This window comes from Pantoea sp. SGAir0180, from assembly GCF_043546245.1.
In genome coordinates this window covers 2094380-2116282 of sequence record NZ_CP028071.1, presented here as the reverse complement: position 1 = coordinate 2116282, position 21903 = coordinate 2094380, and the positions used below count along the sequence as shown (strand labels likewise).

The window sequence follows — 21903 nt, the reverse complement described above, 5'->3', positions numbered from 1 at the left end:
GCACCTGTAACAAAGTGTGACCAAAAACGATACGAAGGCCGGACGCGAAAATTATCTTTTCGTGCCAGTTCTGGGGCAGTATCAATAAGAAAACTTAACCATTCCTAAACCAGCGGCAAAGAGTTCGCACGCGTTGATAACTTCTGCGCCATACCTGTCTTGTGGTTGTCATCAAAATTTACATATCACATAAATAAAATTTAACTTTCCCCGCTATACATTCCTTAGGACAGTGCATGTCGGCGACTTTATCAGCAAGGAACGAGGTAGTGTATTTATGAGTAAATTAACCCGAAGAAGTTTTATGGCTTTTGCGGCGGGCGGCACCGTCGCGCTGGCGGCCGGACAGGTGCACGCGCATGACAGCATCCAGTCTTTTTCCGGCGGGGGCCGCGATCCCGGCCCGCACGATCCGATCCGCGAAGCCGAAAACCCGGATATCGTGAATCCACCGGCGACGGACAGCGGCACGTTACCGAATCTGCGCTTTTCCTTCAGTGACGCGCACGTTCGTAAAAGCAGCGGTGGATGGACCCGCCAGGTCACTCAACGTGAGCTCGGCGTCTCCACCACGATTGCGGGCGTGGATATGCGCCTCAATGCCGGGGGCATTCGTGAGTTGCACTGGCATAAAGAGGGCGAATGGGCGTACATGACCTACGGCAACGCCCGCGTCACGGCGTTTGATACCGACGGCACCTGGTTCGTGGACGATATTGGCGTGGGTGATTTGTGGTATTTCCCGCCGGGCATTCCGCACTCTATTCAGGGCCTGGGGCCGGACGGCTGTGAGTTCCTGCTGGCCTTTGACAACGGTGGATTCGATGAAGACAGCACCTTCCTGCTGTCTGACTGGTTTAAACATATTCCGCCCGAGATCCTGGCGAAAAACTTTAAGGTCCCTGTCTCAACCTTTGCGAAACTACCGTCGCCGCAGGACGAATATATCTTTGCCGCACCGGTGCCCGGCAGCCTGTCATCGGTGCAGGTACAAGGGGCAACCAAAGCCAAACGCACCTTTACTCACCGTATGCTGGCGCAGGACCCGATCAAAGCGCCAGGCGGCACGGTCCGCATCACCGACTCTTCCACCTTTAAGGTCTCCAAAACCATTGCGGCGGCACTGGTCGAGATCGAACCCGGTGGCTTGCGTGAGCTGCACTGGCATCCAAACAACGATGAGTGGCAATACTATCTGGAAGGCGAAGGACGCATGGGCGTGTTTGGTTCATCCGGCCAGGCCAGAACCTTTGATTACCGGGCCGGAGATGTCGGCTATGTGCCGTTCGCCATGGGGCACTATGTGGAAAACACCGGCAAGGGGCCGCTGCGTTTCCTGGAGCTGTTCAAAAGCGATTATTACGCTGACATTTCACTGAATCAATGGCTGGCCGGTACGCCGCGCGACCTGGTGAAACAACACCTGCAACTGGACGATGCGTTTATGGATGCGCTGTCGTTGCAGAAAAACCCGGTAGTGAAATAGCCAGGCGGGCGCATCCGTCTTCAGGATGCGCCGGTATCCGCACTAAAAATCCGGTTCTGCTGCGGGGCTGGCCTGATGAAAAATCATCTGCCAGCCTTGCGTTGCGTGGTACACCCAATGGGACGACCGCCATGCGGCATGGCGGCCATCGGGTCTTGCGGTACGGTAAAGCAACAGGGCGTGATGTGTTCCTGTCTGTATCAGCTGAAAATCGCGGCTGACGATTGCCGGCGCATGCGCTTCAGCTTGTAAGGCCGCAATCGTCTGCGCGCGATTCACCCGCACGCCCGAGCGGGTAATTTCCTGAAATTCAGGATGCAGTCGCTGCGCCAGCCAGGCTGCATCGTAACGTTTTTCCTGATGCAGACTGCATTCCAGCGCCGTCAACGCGGCAAGCAGTGTCTGATAGCGTCCTGTCTCCGTCTCACAGGGGGCGGAGTGATGTATCACTGCCACCTGAGAATCGAGCTGAATAGCGGGATAGTGCTCCTGCATGCCTGCCAGCAGTTCCGCATCGGGCCATTCCTCATCTTTGCCCAGATGCTGCGCGACGGATGACAGCGGCATCATGACAACCCGTTCAACAGTCACTATGACGCTGTCAGCAGGATCTTCGTGGTTGATATAACGCAGTGGACCGGGCGTAATGGCCTGTTCCTGCCAGCGTATCGTATGGCGTTTGTTGCCCGCCCGCACCGCTGTCATCAGGCGAGGCACAATGTGCAGCATTTGCATCACTTCACTCCGTGGGCCCTGGATGGACGTTAACCCTGGCCTGGCTGAGTATCAGGGCGCAAAGCGCGACAGCCAGATTTGGCGCAGTTCCCGGGCCTGCAACGATACTGCCGCCGTCTCACTGCCGTGGAAACCATGAAACGCGCCTGGCCAGACGTGCAACTCCACGGCAACCCCGGCGCGGATTAACCGCTGTGCATAGTCGAGGTTCTCATCCAGAAACAGGTCCAGCGTGCCCACGCCAATCCAGGCCGGGGGAAGCCCGCGCAGGTCTGTGGCGCGAGCGGGAGCCGCATAAGGCGAAACGGCTTCGCCACCGGGCGCTTCGCCCAGCAGCGCCGACCAGCCGATGCGGTTGTATTCCCGCGTCCAGACAAACTCGCCGGTCACGGGATTGGGGTGGGTTTCGGTGACCGTGCGGTCATCCAGCATCGGGAACATCAGATTCTGAAAGGCCAGCGTGGGGCCATTCCGATCGCGGGTGAACAGCGCCAGTGAGGCTGCCAGCCCGGCACCGGCGCTGTCGCCCATAACACCGATACGTGCCGGATCAATGCCCAGCATCGCGGCTTCATTCACCATCCAGTTCAGCACCTGATAGCTGTCTTCCAGCGATCCCGGAAATACGGTTTCCGGTGACAGCCGATAGTCCACCGAGACCACCACACAGTTATGTCGCCGTGCCGTCGCGCTGGTCAGCGACAGAGACTGCTCCGGGCTGCCAAACAGATGACCGCCGCCATGAAGATGTAATATGCCCATGCGTTTACCGGCGGCCGCAACGGGCGTGATCACACAGACTCTGACCGACGGATGGCCGGGAAACGCGATCAGGTGTTCATCAATGTTCAGCCCCTGGTCGCGGTACGACTGGACCTGCTTAAGCGCAGCATCCTGGCGCTGCTGGCGTAGCGTAATGATTGCGTCAGGCGTGAGTTCCAGCGGCGCGCTGTTAGCGAGCAGGGGACGTAGCTCGGGATCGACGAGATGCAGCGTGTTCAACTTAACCCTCTCTTCAGGTTGATGTGACAGCAACGTGTTTCTGCCAGATATGCATGGCAGCGGCTGAGATCAAAATGACCTGCTGACAGCGACTGCCAGCAGGTCACAGCAATGGCGTTCAACCGGCTTAATGACCTGTGTCTTCGCCATTAGAGGCTATCAGTTTTTTATACCAGTGATAGCTCTTTTTTAAGGTACGTTTCTGCGTGCCATTGCCCATATCGTCCTGATCCACGTAGATAAACCCATAACGTTTAGACATCTGCGCCGTACCTGCGCTCACCACGTCAATCGGTCCCCACCAGGTGTAGCCAAACAGGGGAACGCCATCCGCAATGGCCTCTTTCATTTGCGCGACGTGCTGGCGCAGGTAGTCAATGCGGTAATCGTCATCAATACTGCCATCGGCCTTGACGGTATCGACTGCGCCCAGGCCGTTTTCGGCAATAAAGAGCGGCTTTTGATAGCGATCATACAGCTGATTCAGTGCCAGTCGCAGGCCTTTGGGATCGATTTGCCAGCCCCATTCACTGGTTTCCAGGTGCGGATTTCTGATGCCGCCTGTGATCAGGTTGCCCTGCGCGCCGGTGAGTTTTTCAGGATGGGCGCTGACCGTGCTGGACATGTAATAGCTAAAGGAAACAAAGTCCACCGGATGTTGCCGCAGGATTTCATCGTCGCCCACGGCTTTAATCAGCTGCACGCCTTTTTCCGCCAGCATTCTTTCTGCATAAGCCGGATAGTAGCCGCGTGCCTGCACATCGCTAAAAAACAACGACACGCGCTGCATCTCTTCGCACGCCTGCATATCATCCGGATGGCAGGTGTGCGGATACAGGATTTGATAGCTGATCATACAGCCCACCTGCGCCCCGGGAATAATGGCGTGGCAAGCCTTTGTCGCCAGCGCGCTGGCGACAAACTGATGATGGGCACCCTGGTATTTATCCTGTTCAATATGCAGGTGACCTTCTTCAATTACGCCAATGCTCACGTAAGGGTGATGCTTAACACAGTTGATCTCGTTGAACGTCATCCAGTATTTCACTTTCTTGCGATAGCGCATGAAAACTGTGGTGGCAAAACGCACATAGAAATCTACCAGTTGGCGATTGGGCCAGCCGCCGTAATCCGTCACCAGCGCAAGCGGCATTTCATAATGTGACAATGACACAATCGGTTCGATCCCGTGAGCGAGCAGAGCATCCAGCACTGCATCATAAAACTGCAGGCCCGCCTCGTTGGGTTCTGCTTCATCGCCGCGTGGAAAGATGCGCGTCCAGGCAATCGACATCCTGAAGCACCTGAATCCCATCCCGGCGAACAGCGCGATATCCTCTTTAAAGCGGGTGTAAAACCCGTTGCCTTTACGTTTGGGATAATATTTTTTGCTCTCCGGATTCTGTGCTTCCGCTACCTGCGCATGGGTCATGCTTAACCACTGATCCAGCCACTGGTCTTGTGGTGTGGATGCGTCAAAGGTGTACACATCCGATACGGACAGCCCTTTACCGCCAACATGCCAGGCGCCCTCAAGCTGATTCGCGGCCGTGGCACCGCCCCACAGAAAACCTTCGGGAAAAGAGGGTGAATACGTCATGCTTTGCTCCTTAAACCGCCGCAGCGGTGAGTGTCAGAAAAGCGTCACGGCAGGCGATATGTCCCCCGGCTTTTACCGGGCGAACCTCGCCATAGCGTTCGCAGTTGGTCACGATTACAATCACGCTCGGATCGATGCCTTCGGCCTCAAGCGCGTTCAGATCGAATGTGATCAGCAGATCGCCGGTGCGGATAAACTGGCCCGGCTGAATATGGCTGGTGAAATGGCGGCCGCCGAGTTTCACGGTATCGATGCCAATGTGGATCAGGATTTCCGCGCCAGTGTCACTTTTCAGCCCCAGCGCGTGGTGGGTTTCAAAGAGCGACTCGACGCGGCCATCAATGGGGGAGCGCAACTTGCCGCCGGTCGGATAAATCGCCAGCCCTTTGCCAAAAATTTCATCGGCAAAAACCGGATCGGCTAAGGCGCTTAACGGAGTGATCTCACCGCTGACCGGCGCAAAAAGCCTTACGTGGTCCTGCGTATGATGACAGTGTGAGGAGGCTGTATTGTCCACGTTCTTCCGGGGCGCTTCCTCAAAACCCAGTATGACGGTCAGCAGGGCCGCACTGGAAAAGGCAATGACCAGACTCAGCAGTGCTGATAAGAAGGTGGGACCAACCAGGGCGGGAATGCCGGGCAGGCCGCTGAGTGCAAACGCATAGGTTTTTACGCCCATCGCCATCGCAAACGCACCACCACAGGCACCGCCAAGCAGAGCGGCGGCAAAGGGACGTTTGTAGCGAATGTTGATGCCGTACATCGCAGGCTCGGTGATGCCCATGGCAGCACTGAAGCTGGTGGTAAGCGCCAGCGATTTAAGCTTTTTATCCCGGGCCCGCAGAAAGACGCCAAACGCCGCACCGGCCTGACCAAGGTTGGCCACATAGAAAAGAATTTTAAACGGGTCGAATCCCAGATGGCTGATGTTGTGGATCATGACCGGCACCAGCACATAGTGCATGCCGGTAATAATAATCAGCGACAACGTCCCGCCGACCACCACGCCCGCGATAATGCCCATGTTTTCGACCAGCCAGATAATGCCCCCGGTCAGCGCGTTACCGGCAAAAATCCCTAATGGCCCGATAGCGATCAGCGTCACCGGCGTGACGATAAGCAGGCTTAAAAGCGGAACAAACATGGTTTTGAGGGCGGCAGGGATAACGCGGTCAATCAGGCGCTCCACGTAACTCAACAGCCAGATTGATAGCAGGACCGGAATGACTGTCGAAGCATAGTTCACCGTGGGAACGGGTAAACCCAGAAAACGTATCGGCTCACCTGCGGTAAAGAGGGTTTGCAGGGCAGGGTGAAAGAGTGATGCCGCCAGCGCAACAGCGACATAAGGATTGGCACCAAAGCGTTTTGCCGCACTGAACGCCAGCGCCAGCGGCAAAAAATAGAACACGCCATCACTGATCGCCAGCAGGATCTGGTAGCTCTGGTTTTGTGTCTCCAGCCAGTGAAACGCCACCATTAGCGCCAGAATGCCCTTGAGAATCCCTGCACCCGCTATGGCCGGAATAATCGGTGAGAAGATGCCGGACAACCCTTCAAGCACTGCGGAAACAGGGTTACAGCGCGAAGCAGGGCGGACAGGAGCTTCCTGAAGCGGAAGCTGACTGAGCAGCGCATCGCACAGTGGTTTGACATCATTACCGATGATGAGTTGAAACTGGTCGCCAGAAATATTAACCCCGATCACGCCATCCAGTGCTTCAAGCGCGTGACGGTCGGCTTTACTGTTATCTCTTAGTAAAAAACGCAGGCGGGTAATGCAGTGAAATAAAGACTGTACGTTATCTTTTCCGCCTATCAGGGGAATAATTTGCTGTGCGGTGTCCTGATAATTCATAAATCCCTCCAGACTGAAGTCGATATGACGTCATCCACAATGACCGGCATAAACCGGGTGGCATATTTTCTGGGGTTTGCCTGATTAAACAGTCACAAGCCGGTAAAGCAGTTCAGTAATGCATTATGGGGTGTCAACATCATGCGCACTGCGCTGCACGATGTTTTCAATGTGTACCGTTAGATAGAGTTTTTCTGAGTGACTCATACTGTGGTGATAATGTTTTTTTACGAAGGTGCTGATGGCTTCTACGCACTCAAACGTTCGGGCATATCGCTGTTGTGCCAGCGTGAATAATTCCTCGTCGTCGTTATTTAATACTTCGCCATCAATGACCCGCTGCGCAAAGAATTTTAAATGGGTAATGAAGCGCTGGTAATTCAGACTGTGTTCATCGCGGGTCAGCGTAAAAAAGTATTTTACGATTTGTTGTAACTGACAGAGGAGTTGGGTGATTTTAGTGGTTTTGCCTAAGTTATCATTGAGCCCGGCATTCACGATATGCAGCGCAATACTGCAGGCTTCGCTGTCTGGTAGCACGGTGCCGGTGCGGGCCACTACCATGCCCAGTGCCTGGCGGCCAATCGCATATTCTGCGGTGTAAAAATGACGGACTTCCCATTCCAGTGGGTTGGCGAGCAGCGCGTTATTTTTATGCCGCTCCAGCGCAAAGTAGAGGTGATCGGCCAGCGTAACATACAGCCCTTCGCTTAGTTTATGCTTCAGCGTTTCATGCGCCAGGCTGACGATATCAGCGGTCAACTGGAGAATATCGATGGGAATTTCACTGACCAGATCTTTAAAGCGTGCAGAGATGCCTGAATCTTGCAGCCGAAATATCTTTTCTGCTTCGTGCAGATGAATACGGGCCCCGTTGCGTGTATTAAATCCCAGCCCCCGACCGGTTAAAATCACTTCAAGGCCGTTATCATCTACGGCACTGACCACATTATTATTCAGTATTTGTCTGACCAGCATCGCTCACTCCTGAAACACAATCGGGCAAAACATAAATACAGCGTTGAAGGGATTATCCCTCAGCCTGCATTCAGGTTTTGCCCGATAATCGGTAACAAGCGTGATGCCGGTTAATCCTGGCACCTGGAAAATTGATATTCAATATGAAATTGTGCAGTGAGTCATCTGGCGCGCTGATTTGTGATCCGCTTTACGAAAAGTAATAGATAAAGCCGTTACGTGATCGGGGGAATGGGCGATGCCGGCGGGTTAGTGCGCTGGCAGGTGAGAGGCAGAGGTGTTGGGTAGCAGGCAGCTCGGGAATGAGAAGATACGTGATGGCTGTTAAAAAATGAACGTCGGCTATGAGCGAGAAGCGGACGTTCGCGGTTATAAGATCGTGGAGGAGGAATTTGCGAATGAGGCCGTATATTCATTTTCAGGGAACAGGTCAAAATTGAAGACTGTTTTTAATCGAAAATTTGTGTAACCTGACGTACTCATGTACTAGCTATATGGGGTTGAAATGGATTTTTCATCAATTGATGATGTCAGAAATCGTATCGATCAAATTGACAGTGAACTGGTTAAAATGATCGCGCAACGTGGCCGATGTGTTAAAGCTGCAGCAGCTTTTAAAAGTGACCACTCAGCTGTGCGTGCTCCAGACCGCGTCCAGCAGGTAATCGACAAAGTCAGTAAACAGGCAACTGAAGCAGGACTTCCCGAAGTGATTATCGAAAAGGTCTACCGGGCGATGATCGGTGCGTTTATTGATTATGAACTCGAGCAACACGACCAACTGCGGCAGTAAAAATCCTGACATCGTGCGCCAACATGCCATTCAGCTTCTGGCTTTTACTGTAGCGGGTATCGAGGCGGTGAACGCCAGCAGCGATATCTCTTTTGGGCGGCATACTCACGATCAGTTCGGCATTGTGGACTTGGCAATAAGCGCTTTTAACCATGCTCTCCCTTGAGGCCAGTCACCGAGTCCGCTGGCTGCGTTGATATGCCCTCGCTCACCGATATTGACCAGACGACTGCCCCAGGCATTGGCACGGCACTGGCTGTAATGGATATCGGCATAAGGGTCATTGGAACTGACAATCATTATGCTCGGAAATGCGAGATGCTTTTCACTTCGGGAAACACTAAACCCCTGAGCCTCTTCTGGAAACGCATCGCGTGTGGGATCTGGCACTGCGACCAGCAAAGCGCCTCTCACAACTGTGCGGCTATGTTGTGCCCAGTTCGCAACCTGCAGGCAGCCAAGGCTATGGGCGACCAAAATGACGTCTGGCCCGATCTTTCTGACGGCAGTTTCTAAATTTTCGACCCACTCTTCGCAAATCGGGTGATCCCAGTCTTGTCCCGAAATGAGGGTCATTGACGCGTCAGTTTTTGCCCATAGCGTTTGCCAGTGTCCGGAGCCCGAGTTGCCAATTCCCGGAAGAAGCAATATTGGAGATGTCATGTCTTGATTCCCAAAGAGGTGTTCACATAATGTAGTCAAATGCCACATCGTTTCTGAATGGCAAATCATCGAAATACAGCCCGATTAGCCGATGATTCATCTCTGTTTTGGGCAAAGGATCAGCATGGAGCTTGACAGTAAAGATCGGCAAATTCTGGAAGCACTCCAAACGAACGCACGTCAGAGTCTGGCGTCTCTGGGCAAATGCATTGGACTTTCGCAGCCAGCGATGAGCGAACGGGTCAAAAAACTCGAAAGTGCAGGCGTCATTGAAGGTTACGGTGCCCGCGTCAGTTTGCGAGAGATTGGACTGGGATTACAGGCGATCCTGCGAGTGCGCACCACCCACCAATACATCAAACAATATCTGGCGTTATTTAACGCTATTCCTGAAGTGATAGAAGCTGACAGAATCACAGGAGAGGACTGCTTCATCGTACGTTGCGTTTTTTCTCAACCGACTGATCTGGAGGCCATTGTCGATGCCCTTGCAGTTCATGGTTCAGTGACGACATCCTTAGTTCTGTCGAATGCGGTACGTAAACAGGTACCTGTACGCCTGAGGTGACCGACTCGTATTTGATCGATATGGCAGAACATTAGCAAGGTTCGCTCTTTGCACGTAACGGGCAGTATCACGGTACAATTTAAGCTGAGAGTAACCAGTTGGGTAACTTTTAAAGGCAATGTCTGCGTTTCCACTCATCCACCACATCACCTAAATTTTTAGGGATATCGTTTCGAATCCAGGCCATAAAAGCACGATCAAATCTAAAATCTGGCCCACATTCATCAGTCATGAAACGACGAACGTTTTGTGTGTTTTTGTAGTTGTTATCCACGACAGTGTTACGAGTCAATGAAGAACCGTGCCAGTCTGTTTTCATTCGTTTACTCCTGTACAGGATGAACGGTAGCAACGATAAAAATACCAGACTGATTTAAGTCCTTCAGCTTTTGGCGCAGAGCGAACGAGCTGACTAAGATGAAGGTCCGCTTTGAGCGAGGAGCGGACATTGATATGTGGTCTGTGCTATGTGGATTGTTCTTGCTTCACTGGCGGGAGAGATATCCTCGCCTCCGAAATCAGTTTTTCCACTGCTTCCAGAGGGATATTCTCTTCGTAGCAGGTCAAAAAGAATCCGTGCGTAACATCCGAATAGAAAACTTCAGCAATTTGCCGTAAAGGAGATGTCTCGCTGACAGATAATTCCAGAAACATACCATCACGTAATATGTCGCTTCCACGACTCAGTTCAAATTTAATTTGAGACATATTATACGAATTCCTTCTTTTCAACTACGCAAAACATTTTGCGTGAGTGATATCAAAAACAATTTGGTCAGGATACAGCGGAATAATATTCCGAACACGTTAATCTCAACTACAAAGCCATTCTATGAGTAATCCTGAAATCGTCATAACACGCCAATGTCCGCTCCTGGCACAATGCAACCCATCCGCACATAATCACCATCACCATTCTACTAAACTCTACTCCGCAAACCTCGCCCGCAGCCACCGAATAAACGTGGTCACAGCCTTAGGAACCTGCGCAGTATGCGGACGTACTACCCATAAGCTTTCGGCAAATGCGTCTACCGTTCGCCATGCGGGCAGAACCTGCGTTAGTGTCCCTGCAGCCAGCGCGGCTCGCGCACTAAAATCAGGAAGCAGGGCGATACCGAGTCCCTGTAATGCCGCATCGCGGACGGATTCGCTGTTGTTAGTGGCAAAGTTTCCCTGTCCCTTCACCATTACGGTTTCCTCTCCGCCCGTCACTTTATGGAAATGCCATCGCGGCGGTTCCTGTCCGCGCAGATAGTACAGACAGTTATGCCGCTCAAGGTCGTCGGGCTTTTGCGGGGTGCCGTATTGCGCCAGGTAAGCGGGGGAGGCAACCAGAACCGCATGCGTGTCACACAACTTCAGCGCAATGTGGGTCTCCGGAAGTGTCTGGCTGTGACGGATGGCCAAATCAAAACCTTCACGAGTCAGTGATACCAGACGGTCGTTGACATCCAGCTGAATAGTGACCTGCGGGTACTCCCGGACAAAATCGCCAATAACCGGGACGAGCTGCTGGCGCGCAAAGGCTACCGGCGCACTGACACGCACCAGGCCTCTCACCGGGCCGGTTTCATCACGAATGCGTAAAAAGGATTGCTCAATTTGCGCAAAAGGATCGCGCAAGTTATCCACCAGTTTTTCGCCCGCCGAGGTCAGACGGACGCTGCGGGTAGTGCGCTGCACCAGTGCTGTGCCGGCCATATTCTCCAGCTCTTTGATTTTCTGACTCATGGCTGCCTTGCTGACCTCCAGCCGATCAGCCGCGCGGGTAAAACTTCCCGATTCAGCGAGTACCGTCAGCCAGTACAAATGCACCCACAGTTCATCCGTGCGGAATGCTTTCATCGGGATTGTTCAAAATAGCGAATAATCATTTCAGCCCTGTCTCTTTTTCTTTTCAGCAGTAGTCGTCAACATAGCGCGACATCATACACTTACGATTTAGACCAACCGAGGGTTTATTTATGCCATTGCTGACATTCGACATCATTGAGGGACGTTCTGCTACGGAAATCAGAACAATGCTGGACGCTGCACATCGGGCTGTGCTCACCGCGTTTAACGTTCCCGAACGTGACCGTTATCAGATTGTTCACGAAAATAAAAATTATCAGATGGTGTTCCAGGATACCGGGCTGGGGTTTGAACGCAGCGACCGTCTGGTGATGGTCCGGGTGTTTACCAGCCCGAGAAGTGAAGAGCAAAAAACGCGTTTCATGGCGGAACTGGCACGGGAGCTGGCAGAGCACTGTGGGGTGGATGGGAAAGATCTGATGATCAGCTTTATTACCAATGCGCCGGGTGACTGGAGCTTTGCGGATGGTGAAGCACAGTATCTGACCGGAAAGCTGTAATTACCGCGTTTCCTCTCGGTTGTCAGTCACAGCGTTTTGAGAGGAAAGATAACATCCTCACCACGCCCCAAAGCGTGTTATCCGTGGTACCCGATACCACGCCGGGGCATTATGAAAGACAGCGTCGAAGTAAACGGCCTTGCTTCCCGTTGACTGACATTAAACGATATCTCTCCATTAACTCTCCGGCGGATATTAGCCTTTTCCTATGACTCGTCCCGGCACCGGGGCCGATTTCACCCGGATTCGTTGAAATAACGCGGTTGCCATTACTTTTTTATCTGACTATAGCCTGCCGTTATACCCCGCCACCAAACAAGCATTCGTCACCTTTCAACACGCATGAAATAGTGGTTTCAGAACCTTACCTTTGTCTGAAACGAGAACTTTCATGCTAATCCCACAACCCTATTTACTTTTTCTTGGCGATGTTACCGATCCCCTCGCGGCAAAAACGGCGCGCGGTATTCATATCTGGCGACCGGAACAGTGCGTTGGCGAAATTAAACTGCCGGGCTGTACGGTCAGCCTGGGGCTGGTTGAACTTGATATCGCCAGCGCCAAAGCGCGCGGCGCGAAAACGCTGGTGCTGGGCACCGCCAACGCAGGGGGGTATCTGCCCGAACACTGGCTGGATACGGTGAAAAGTGCCATCAAAGCCGGCATGAACGTGGCCAGTGGATTACATCATCGTCTGGTGGATGAGCCCGAGCTGGTCACGCTGGCAGAGACGTTTGGTGTTGCGCTTTTCGATTTGCGTCATATGCGTCCGAAGCTGAGTGTCGGTAGCGGTAAGAAGCGTTCAGGCAAGCGGATACTCACGGTGGGGACCGACTGCTCAGTGGGCAAGATGTACACCTCACTGGCGCTGGAAGCGGCAATGCGTGCGCGCGGAATGAAAGCGGATTTTCGTGCCACGGGACAGACCGGGATTCTGGTTGCAGGGGAAGGCATTGCTGTGGATGCGGTAATCGCGGACTTTATTGCTGGTGCGGCGGAAGCCCTGTCTCCTGCCAACGATGATGATCACTGGGATATCGTGGAAGGGCAGGGATCGTTGTTCCATCCCTCTTACGCGGGCGTCAGTATGGGGCTTATGCACGGTGCGCAACCGCACTGGCTGGTGATGTGCCATGAAATGGGCCGTCCGCATATGCGCCATTTGCCGCATCAACCGATGGTCAGCCTGAAAGACTGCGTGGAAGCCAATCTGCGCGCCGCCCAGGTGACCAGTGAGTCCGTTCAACTGGCTGGCTTTGCGATTAACACCTCAAACTACACGGAAGAAGACGCGCGCGCCTATTGTGCTGAAATCCGTGCCGAATTTGGTTTACCGGCAACCGATCCGGTGCGTTTTGGTATCGATGACATCGCCGCGCTGCTTCAGGAGCGGGGCTGAGATGAGACAGGTGCAGATCAACGTGGTGGAACTGCCGCTGGCGCGACCGTTTGCTATCTCGCGAGGTGTGCGTACCGCCGTGACGGTTATCCGTGTCACGCTTGAGCAAAACGGCTTTATTGGGCAGGGCGAATGTACACCAACGGCGCGCTACGATGAAACGCCAGACAACGTTCAGGCCCAGCTTGAGGCGGTACGTGCTGACGTGGAAGCAGGCCTGAGCCGCGATGATCTGCAACACCGTTTGCCCGCCGGCTCCGCGCGCAATGTGCTGGACTGCGCACTGTGGCGACTTGACGCCGCACGGGCCAGTCAAACGCTCTGGCAACAAAGTGCATGCCCGCCGCCACGCTCGGTCGTCACGGCGGAAACCCTCAGCCTCGATACGCTGGAAAACATGGCGCTGGCGGCGGCGGATGCCGTCTCGCGGGGTGCCATCCTGCTCAAAATCAAGCTTGACCGCGATGCGGTTCTGGAAAAAGTGGCGGCGATTCGTGCGGCGGCCCCGCATGCGACGCTCATTATCGATGCCAATGAAGCCTGGTCGGGAATGGATCTGGAAAGCCTGCTGGTGGCGCTTCAGGCCTTTAACATCGCGATGGTCGAGCAACCGCTTCCCGCTGGTCAGGATCATGACCTGCAACGCTTCCGTCATCCTGTTCCCGTCTGCGCGGACGAGAGTTGCCACACGCGAGAGGACATTGCCAGCCTGCGTCATCGCTACGAGATGATCAACATCAAGCTGGATAAGTGCGGAGGTCTGACGGAAGCGCTGGCGATGGTCGATGAAGCGCACAAGCAGAACATGCGCATCATGGTCGGCTGCATGCTGGGTTCATCCCTGGCAATGGAAGCGGCATTGCCCGTGGCGGTGCACGCAGAGCACGTCGATTTAGATGGCCCGATCTGGCTGGCGGCCGACAGCTCTCCTTTTTTGAATTACTCCGATGGCCGTATCTGGCTGTAACGCGACGAGGCATTGATGACGGACACACGACTCACTTCTTCTGCCACACGTGCTGACGGTGCATCACCGGTGCTTGCTGTTCAGGACCTTAGCGTCTCATTTCGTGGACGTAGTGGTGAGAATCAGGCGCTGAAAGGCATCAGTTTCGCCATTTATCCAGGCGAAATTGTCGCCGTGGTGGGCGAGAGCGGCTCAGGTAAATCAGTCACGTCGCTGGCCGTGATGGGCTTGCTGGCGAGCAGCGGCCGTATCGATCGCGGCAGCATGCAGTTTCGCGATCGCCGCGGAGAAGTTCATGCGTTAGAAACGCTGGATGACAGTCAGCGCCGCACGTTGCGTGGCCGTGAAATGGCGATGATCTTTCAGGAGCCGATGACCTCACTGAATCCGGTGCTGCGTATTGATGATCAACTCACCGAAGCGTTACGCGACCATCATCAGTGCGACAAGAAACAGGCTCATGCGCGCGTACGTGAACTGCTGCGACAGGTACGTATTGCCGATGTCGATCGCGTCATGAAAAGCTATCCGCACGCGCTGTCCGGCGGGATGCGCCAGCGCGTGATGATTGCTCAGGCGCTGGCCTGTGATCCGCAACTCCTGATTGCCGACGAACCCACGACGGCGCTGGACGTCACCGTACAGGCGCGCATTTTACATATCCTGCGTGAGCTGCAACGCGAGAAAAACATGGCGGTCTTGTTTATCACCCATGATATGGGCGTTGTGGCGGAAATTGCGGATCGTGTTGTGGTCATGCTGCGTGGCGAAGTGGTCGAGCAGGGCACCGTGTCAGAGATTTTTGCCGCCCCGCAGCATGCGTATACCAAAGCGTTGCTGGCAGCCGTGCCAAAACTGGGCGATATGCGTGAATACGCGTGGCCGCAACGCTTTCCCCTGTTGGGTGCACAACAGGCGGCGCGACATGAACAGCTGACGGCGCGCTACGACAGCGAACCGCTACTCGATGTGCGTGGGCTAAAAGTGTATTACCCCATCCGCAGCGGCATCTTCTCGACCCATACGCATCATGTGCATGCGGTTGAGCAGATTGATTTCAGTCTGTGGCCGGGTGAAACCCTGGCCATCGTGGGTGAAAGCGGCTGCGGTAAATCGACCACCGGGCGTGCGCTGATGCGCCTGATCGCCAGTGAGGCGGAAAGCATCCACTTTGAAGGAAAGGAAATCTCTCATCTGAAAGAGACGACATTCCAGCCGCTGCGCCGTGAAATTCAGATGGTGTTTCAGGATCCCTATGCGTCACTGAATCCACGTCTGACGGTGGGGTTTACCATTGCCGAGCCGTTGCTGTTGCATGGCATGGTGGACTCACTGGAACAGGCCTCTCCACACATCGATGCGCTGCTGACAAGCGTTGGGCTGTTGCCGGAGCACGCGCGTCGTTATCCGCACGAATTTTCGGGCGGTCAGCGCCAGCGTATTGCCATTGCCCGCGCGATGGCCCTGAAACCGAAAGTGATTATTGCTGATGAAGCCGTATCGGCCCTTGACGTTTCAATTCAGGCGCAGGTGGTGAATCTGATGATGGATCTCCAGCAGCAAACGGGCGTAGCCTGGATATTCATCTCTCATGATATGGCGGTCGTCGAGCGCATTGCCAACCGCGTGGCGGTGATGTACCTCGGCCAGATTGTCGAGCTCGGACCGCGCCAGTCGGTCTTTAATCAACCGCAACATCCTTATACCCAACGTCTGCTGGCCTCCGTGCCGGTGGCGGATCCCGAGAACCGTCAGCCTCGCCGTTTTGATGACAGCGAAATTCCTTCGCCGTTGCGAAAGGTGGGCGAAACGGTCACGAAACCCCGTTATCGGCAGGTTGCACCGCAACACTGGGTCGCTGACGGCATTGCATTGCGATAATCCTTAACGACCAGGAGATTTTATGAAAACGCTGTTCCGCCGTACTTCACTCGCCCTCGCCTTAACGACGACACTGGTCATGACTGCGCAGGCACAGGATCTGCGCATTTCAATGTATGCCGATATTACGGGGCTCGATCCGCACGATACCTCGGATAATGTCAGCTACTCGGTGCAGAGCGGTATCTTTGAGCGCCTGTTTCAGTTTGATCCCCAGATGAAGCTGGAGCCCTGGCTGGCGACCGGTTACACCTCCAACGACAGTGCGACGGAATTTACGCTGACGCTGCGTAAAGGCGTTACCTTCCAGGACGGTACGCCTTTTGATGCGGAAGCGGTCAAAGCGAACCTTGATCGTCTGGCAGACCAGAAAAAAGGGCTGAAGCGCAACAGCCTGTACAAAATGATCGATAAGGTGACGGTGCTGGCTCCCGATCAGGTGAAAATCTCACTCAATCAGTCATTTGGTGCTTTTATTAACACGCTGGCGCACCCTTCGGCGGTAATGTGGAGCCCGTCGGTTCTGAAACAGTATCCGGACGAGGCCCAGTTGCGGCTGCATCCGGTGGGGACCGGACCATTTAAATTCGTAAACTGGACACCGGGCAAAGCGGTCACGCTGGCGAAATATGACGGTTACTGGCGGCAGGGCTGGCCCAAAGTCGATCAGGTGATCTTCTCACCCAGTCCGGAAGATGCGACACGGGTTGCCGCGTTGAAATCGGGTCAGGTGGATGCCATTTGGCCTTTGCCTTCGGATCTGATCGCGGCGGTGAAGCAGGACAGCAACCTCGCGATTCAGCGCGATCCGAGCATCTATCTCTATTACATGGCGATCAATACGCAGCATAAACCTCTGGCCGATGTCCGCGTGCGCCAGGCAATCAACTATGCGATTGACCGTAATCTGTGGTTGAAGGTGGCCTTTGCCGGTTTGGGTAAACCGGCCACCTCCGCGATGCCGGAAGGGGTGCAGTTCTATGAGAAGCAGAGCGATCCCGATTACCACTATGCGCCGGATAAGGCCAAAGCGTTGCTGAAAGCGGCGGGCTACCCGAATGGGCTGGATCTCAAGCTCTGGGTCACCAATGCGACCGCCAGCGTGCGCGCCGCCCAGGTGCTGAAGGCGCAACTGGCCACGGTGGGTATTCGCGCCACGGTGACACCGATGGATTCCGGAACGCGCAACGCGAAGCTGTGGGGCGTTCAGGACCCGAAAAAAGCCGAATTTGACCTCTATTATGGCGGCTGGTCGACGTCTACAGGCGATGCCGACTGGGCTCTGCGTCCGCTGTTCGCCACCGAATCATGGGTACCTACCTCGTACAATGTCTCCTATTTCAGCAATCCTGACGTCGACAAGGCGATTGCTGCCGGGCTGGCGACGGCCGATCCGGCAAAACGTGGTATCGCCTATGCACAAGCGCAAAAGCTGTTGTGGAAAGAGGCCCCCGTGGCGTTCCTTGGCACGCCAGACAATCTGGTAGGCAAACGCAGCACCCTGAGCGGCGTTTCGATGCTGCCTGATGGCAATCTGTTGTTTACTCAGGCGTCGTTTAAATAAGTCGCGGATGTCCCTCACGTGTCCTTGCCGGTTGCGGCGGCATGTGAGGCTCCCCGTCTCACCTTTATTTCAGGGAATGGCATGTTTGCATACATCATTCGCCGATTGCTGGAGATGATCCCGGTTTTGCTGGTGGTCTCGCTGCTGGTTTTCGGTTTCATCAAGCTGCTGCCGGGCGATCCGGCGCGCATTTATGCCGGACCGGATGCACCGATTGAAGCGGTCGAAGCGGCACGTCAGCACCTCGGGCTCAACGACTCGTTGCCGCAGCAGTATGTTAACTGGATAGACAGCCTGTTACATGGCGATCTTGGCACCACGTACCGCACCCAGCAACCGGTGCTGCAGGTGATTAAGCAGGGCTTCCTGCCCACACTGTGGCTCGCCTTAGCCGGTTTCGCCTGGTCTGTGCTTCTCGGCCTGATGCTTGGCGTACTCGCGGCCCTGAAACGAGGGAAATGGCAAGACTGGACGCTAATGAGCGTGGCGGTGGGGGGGATCTCGATGCCGGCGTTCTGGCTGGGGCTGCTGCTAATCCAGTTCGTTGCGATGCCTTTTGGCCTGTTCTCGGTCAGCGGCTTTAACAAGGCCAGCGATATTGTCCTGCCCGCCATCACGCTGGGATCGTCCGTTGCGGCGGTCATGGCACGCTTTACCCGCTCGGCCTTTCTTGAAGTGGCACAGGAAGATTACGTACGCACCGCGAAAGCGAAAGGGTTGCGTAACCGTCTGGTGACGTGGAAACACGTGATGCGTAATGCGCTCATCCCGGTGATCACCATGCTGGGGTTGCAGTTTGGTTTTCTGCTGGGCGGTTCGATTGTCGTGGAAAGTGTCTTCAACTGGCCAGGGTTAGGCTGGCTGTTAATTGAGTCGATCAAAGCGCAGGATCAGCCGGTCATTCAGGCGCTGGTGATGCTGTTTGTATTTGAGTTTATCGTCATTAATCTGCTGGTGGATCTGCTTTACGCGGTAGTCAATCCGGCAATTCGTCTGCGACAGGAGCCGAGATGAGTCATCAATCGCTGACTGACAACCCGCCTCAGGTCATTCGCTCGCCGTGGCGCGATTTCCTGCATGCTTTTGTGCGCAATCCTCTGGCGCTGGTTTCAGGCGGATTTGTCCTGCTGTTGATTCTGGTGGCGATCTTTGCGCCCTGGCTGGCTCCCTGGGATCCGATGGCACCCGACTGGATGGCGTTATCCTCGCCCCCTTCGGCAGCACACTGGATGGGCACCGATGAACTGGGGCGCGACCTGCTCAGTCGTATTATCTATGGGGCGCGTATTTCGCTGTATGTCGGCGTGCTGTCCGTGACGCTCGGCATGATTGTCGGCGTCGTGCTGGGGTTGCTGGCGGGCTATTACGGTGGCTGGGTCGATATGCTGATCATGCGCGGTGCTGATGTGTTATTCGCGTTTCCCGGCATGCTGCTGGCCATTGCGGTGGTGGCGCTTCTGGGAACGGGCCTGAACAATGTCATCATCGCCGTCGCGGTGTTCAGCGTGCCCGTCTTTGCCCGGATTGTTCGCGCCTCCACGATGTCATTGAGACAGGCTGCCTATGTGGAAGCCGTGCGCTGTGCCGGTGCACCCGACCGAATCATTATCCTGCGCCATATTCTGCCGGGCACGCTTTCCAGCGTCATTGTTTATTTTACGATGCGCATTGGCACCAGTATTCTCACAGCGGCAGGCTTAAGCTTTATTGGCCTCGGACCGGAGCCGGATGTGCCTGAATGGGGCAATATTCTGGCCATGAGCCGGAGCATGATGATGGCGGGCGCGTGGCACATGAGCGTGTTTCCGGGGCTGGCGATTTTTATCACGGTGCTGGCGTTTAACCTGCTCGGCGACGCGCTGCGTGACACGCTCGACCCGAAACTCAAGGGCTGATGATGGACTTTCAACAACTGCAGTGCGAACTGCTGCTGGATCGCTGGCGTAACGAGCGTCAGTTGGGGCAGCCGCGCAGCGCATGTGGCCCCACTAATCGCATCAGCGATGTGGCTGGTGTGCGCGTCGGCCACGTCACGCTGGCTGAGGGAGAGCGGCAGACTGGCGTCACCGCTATCGTTCCGCCGGGTGATAACCTGTTTCTCACGCCGCTGCCGTGCGGGGCTGAGGTTCTGAATGGCTTTGCGAAACCGGTCGGACTGACACAGGTCGAGGAGCTGGGTGTGTTACACACGCCGATTCTGCTCAGTAACACGCTGGCGGTGGGCACGCTGTTTACCGCGCTGGTACGGGACGCCATCCGTCGTAACCCGGAACTCGGGCGGACGCTACCGACGGTGAACCCGCTGGCCCTGGAGTGCAACGACGGCTGGCTCAATGATATTCAGGCGCTGGCCATCAGTGAGGCGATGGCGCAGGAAGCATTGCATGCAGCCGCAGCGGACTTTTCCCGCGGCAGCGTTGGCGCAGGACGCGGGATGAGCTGTTTTAATCTGAAGGGCGGGATCGGCACGGCCTCGCGTGTTATTCCGTCGCTCAATGCCACGCTGGGAGTGCTGGTGCTGGCGAATTTTGGCGCGCTCAGCGCGCTCACGCTTGACGGTGTGCGACTCGGTGAAGTGATTGCACCGCTGCTGGCAGGAGAGGCACCGCAGCGTGATGCCGGTTCTGTCATCATCGTGATGGCGACGGATGCGCCGCTGGATGCGCGTCAGTTGAAGCGTATCGCGAAGCGTGCCGGTGCCGGCCTCGGGCGGCTGGGCAGCTACTGGGGCCACGGCTCGGGCGATATCGCCGTAGCGTTTTCAACGCAACCGCTGCCACAACCGCCGCAGGACGCCATGCTGGAGCCGCTGCTTTCCGCCGCGGCAGATGCCACCGAACAGGCTGTACTCGATGCCTTGTTGAGCGCAGAGCCTGTTACCGGCTTTCGGGGTCACCATCGTCCCTCACTGACTCAGATTCTGGACAGGTTAACCACATGAAAATTTTTATTTCTGCCGATATTGAAGGTATCGCGGGCGTTATGCGCCCGGAGCAATGCACACCCGGCAACCCGGAATATCAGTTGGCCCGCGGTCTGATGGAACAGGAAGTGAATGCCGCGATAGAGGGGGCGTTCGCGGGAGGCGCAACGGAGGTGGTCGTCGCAGACAGCCATGCGCAAATGACCAATCTGCGGGCGGAAAATCTTGATCCCCGCGCCCGGCTGGTGCAGGGCAAACCGCGCGGCTTATCGATGGTTGAAGGCATAGAACAGCAGACGTTCGACGGATTATTTCTGGTGGGCTATCACAGCGCAGCAGGCGAACCCGGCGTACTGGCGCACACCATTAATGGCCGTGCATTCTGGCGTATCCATATCAATGGCCTGGTGATGGGCGAAACTGATATTTACGCCGCTGCCGCCGCTGAGCAGGGCACGCCACTGTGGCTGGTCACGGGCGACGATCAGCTACAGAGCTGGATAGCCGAATATTACCCAACGGTTGACTACGTTTGTGTCAAACGCGCCATTTCCCATACCTGCGCGGAATCCATTAGTCCCAAAGCGGCACAACGTGCCATAGGCAGTGCTGCACGCGCCGCGCTTGAGCATCAGCGCGATACGCGCACGACCCGGTTGACCGCGCCTTATCATATGCAGCTTCAGGCCAGTAAACCCGTGTTGGCCGATCTGTTCAGCCTGATCCCCGGCGTCACGCGCATCGATGCGGTTACCGTGGGATATCAGGCAGAGCGGATGGAGACGTTGATCAGCTTGCTCAGTGCATTTTCTTACCTGGCGAGTACCCAGTCGTAGCACAGGGACAGCCATGAGGTCAGGGGCGGATAACCTTCGCCCCTGCAGCTTCCTTTTTTCAGAAACATCGCCGCCGGGCGCGATCGTGCGCACTGACCGACAATCCGCCACCAGGCACCGTTGACCCTCATGAGATAACCCGGCCGTCTCCCCGCTGCACCATGGCAGGGCGAACGCCTGGCTTTACCCTTTTCAATGATTCAGCCAGTGAGGGGAAATGGGCCAAGACCGGCGCGATTTGCACCTGTTTCCCCTTGCATAAGCCCGGCGCCGCCTTATTTCAGCGCAAGGCG

21 protein-coding genes are annotated in these 21903 nt (G+C 55.4%); 12 read left to right on the top strand and 9 right to left on the bottom strand.

The window, feature by feature from the left end:
- The first annotated feature begins 277 nt into the window (after positions 1-277).
- A complete protein-coding gene (locus C1N58_RS09850) occupies positions 278-1486 on the top strand; it encodes a cupin domain-containing protein (protein WP_033737503.1) in 1209 nt (402 codons plus the stop codon).
- A 42-nt stretch (positions 1487-1528) separates the two neighbouring features.
- Here the strand turns inward: C1N58_RS09850 and C1N58_RS09845 are convergent, their stop codons facing one another.
- The 5 genes from C1N58_RS09845 to licT all read right to left on the bottom strand — a co-directional run bounded on the left by C1N58_RS09845 (position 1529) and on the right by licT (position 7659).
- Complete coding sequence (locus C1N58_RS09845; RefSeq protein ID WP_058708471.1) at positions 1529-2221, bottom strand: DUF4440 domain-containing protein; 693 nt, start codon at positions 2219-2221, stop codon at positions 1529-1531.
- A gap of 51 nt (positions 2222-2272) precedes the next feature.
- The gene (locus C1N58_RS09840) at positions 2273-3223 is read right to left on the bottom strand and encodes an alpha/beta hydrolase (RefSeq protein ID WP_058701358.1); all 951 of its coding nucleotides are present in this window, start codon (positions 3221-3223) and stop codon (positions 2273-2275) included.
- A gap of 127 nt (positions 3224-3350) precedes the next feature.
- Positions 3351-4823, bottom strand: a complete 1473-nt coding sequence (locus tag C1N58_RS09835) for a glycoside hydrolase family 1 protein (RefSeq protein WP_394564847.1) — start codon at positions 4821-4823, stop codon at positions 3351-3353.
- Positions 4824-4833: 10 nt separating this feature from the next.
- A complete protein-coding gene (locus C1N58_RS09830; protein WP_394564846.1) occupies positions 4834-6681 on the bottom strand; it encodes a beta-glucoside-specific PTS transporter subunit IIABC in 1848 nt (615 codons plus the stop codon).
- A gap of 123 nt (positions 6682-6804) precedes the next feature.
- Positions 6805-7659 carry a BglG family transcription antiterminator LicT gene (licT, locus tag C1N58_RS09825; RefSeq protein WP_110267659.1) on the bottom strand — a complete coding sequence of 285 codons (855 nt, stop codon included), beginning with the start codon at positions 7657-7659 and terminating at the stop codon, positions 6805-6807.
- A gap of 505 nt (positions 7660-8164) precedes the next feature.
- Between licT and C1N58_RS09820 the strand changes: the two genes are divergently transcribed.
- Complete coding sequence (locus tag C1N58_RS09820) at positions 8165-8452, top strand: chorismate mutase (protein WP_033737493.1); 288 nt, start codon at positions 8165-8167, stop codon at positions 8450-8452.
- A 111-nt stretch (positions 8453-8563) separates the two neighbouring features.
- Here the strand turns inward: C1N58_RS09820 and C1N58_RS09815 are convergent, their stop codons facing one another.
- Positions 8564-9115, bottom strand: a complete 552-nt coding sequence (locus tag C1N58_RS09815) for an RBBP9/YdeN family alpha/beta hydrolase (RefSeq protein WP_394564845.1) — start codon at positions 9113-9115, stop codon at positions 8564-8566.
- Positions 9116-9239: 124 nt separating this feature from the next.
- Here C1N58_RS09815 and C1N58_RS09810 point away from each other — a divergent pair, with 124 nt between their 5' ends.
- Complete coding sequence (locus C1N58_RS09810) at positions 9240-9683, top strand: Lrp/AsnC family transcriptional regulator (protein WP_033737491.1); 444 nt, start codon at positions 9240-9242, stop codon at positions 9681-9683.
- A 109-nt stretch (positions 9684-9792) separates the two neighbouring features.
- Here the strand turns inward: C1N58_RS09810 and C1N58_RS09805 are convergent, their stop codons facing one another.
- From C1N58_RS09805 to C1N58_RS09795, 3 genes are all read right to left on the bottom strand, one after another.
- Positions 9793-10002: a DUF6434 domain-containing protein gene (locus C1N58_RS09805; RefSeq protein WP_205950035.1), complete on the bottom strand. Its 210-nt coding sequence runs from the start codon at positions 10000-10002 to the stop codon at positions 9793-9795.
- 146 nt (positions 10003-10148) lie between these two features.
- On the bottom strand, positions 10149-10391 hold the full coding sequence (locus tag C1N58_RS09800) for a hypothetical protein (RefSeq protein WP_394564844.1): 243 nt from the start codon (positions 10389-10391) through the stop codon (positions 10149-10151).
- 219 nt (positions 10392-10610) lie between these two features.
- A complete protein-coding gene (locus C1N58_RS09795) occupies positions 10611-11531 on the bottom strand; it encodes a LysR substrate-binding domain-containing protein (RefSeq protein ID WP_033737487.1) in 921 nt (306 codons plus the stop codon).
- A 119-nt stretch (positions 11532-11650) separates the two neighbouring features.
- On the opposite strand from C1N58_RS09795, the gene C1N58_RS09790 reads away from it, so the two are divergent.
- The 9 genes from C1N58_RS09790 to C1N58_RS09750 all read left to right on the top strand — a co-directional run bounded on the left by C1N58_RS09790 (position 11651) and on the right by C1N58_RS09750 (position 21610).
- On the top strand, positions 11651-12040 hold the full coding sequence (locus C1N58_RS09790) for a tautomerase family protein (protein WP_058701352.1): 390 nt from the start codon (positions 11651-11653) through the stop codon (positions 12038-12040).
- 391 nt (positions 12041-12431) lie between these two features.
- Entirely contained in the window at positions 12432-13439 is a 1008-nt protein-coding gene (dgcN, locus tag C1N58_RS09785) for an N-acetyltransferase DgcN (protein WP_205951736.1), read from the top strand.
- 1 nt (position 13440) lies between these two features.
- Positions 13441-14406 (top strand): N-acetyl-D-Glu racemase DgcA, encoded by a 966-nt coding sequence (gene dgcA, locus C1N58_RS09780; RefSeq protein ID WP_394564843.1) that lies wholly within the window; start codon positions 13441-13443, stop codon positions 14404-14406.
- 15 nt (positions 14407-14421) lie between these two features.
- Positions 14422-16287: an ABC transporter ATP-binding protein gene (locus C1N58_RS09775; protein ID WP_394564842.1), complete on the top strand. Its 1866-nt coding sequence runs from the start codon at positions 14422-14424 to the stop codon at positions 16285-16287.
- A gap of 22 nt (positions 16288-16309) precedes the next feature.
- A complete protein-coding gene (locus C1N58_RS09770; RefSeq protein WP_015065582.1) occupies positions 16310-17851 on the top strand; it encodes a glutathione ABC transporter substrate-binding protein in 1542 nt (513 codons plus the stop codon).
- 81 nt (positions 17852-17932) lie between these two features.
- Positions 17933-18865, top strand: coding sequence for an ABC transporter permease subunit (locus C1N58_RS09765; protein ID WP_015065583.1), 933 nt, complete (start codon positions 17933-17935; stop codon positions 18863-18865).
- The gene (locus C1N58_RS09760; protein ID WP_394564841.1) at positions 18862-19746 is read left to right on the top strand and encodes an ABC transporter permease subunit; all 885 of its coding nucleotides are present in this window, start codon (positions 18862-18864) and stop codon (positions 19744-19746) included. The genes C1N58_RS09765 and C1N58_RS09760 overlap by 4 nt, the downstream gene beginning before the upstream one ends.
- Positions 19747-19748: 2 nt before the next feature.
- Positions 19749-20792 carry a DmpA family aminopeptidase gene (locus C1N58_RS09755; protein WP_394550850.1) on the top strand — a complete coding sequence of 348 codons (1044 nt, stop codon included), beginning with the start codon at positions 19749-19751 and terminating at the stop codon, positions 20790-20792.
- Complete coding sequence (locus tag C1N58_RS09750; RefSeq protein ID WP_015065586.1) at positions 20789-21610, top strand: M55 family metallopeptidase; 822 nt, start codon at positions 20789-20791, stop codon at positions 21608-21610. The genes C1N58_RS09755 and C1N58_RS09750 overlap by 4 nt, the downstream gene beginning before the upstream one ends.
- Positions 21611-21903: the final 293 nt, after the last annotated feature.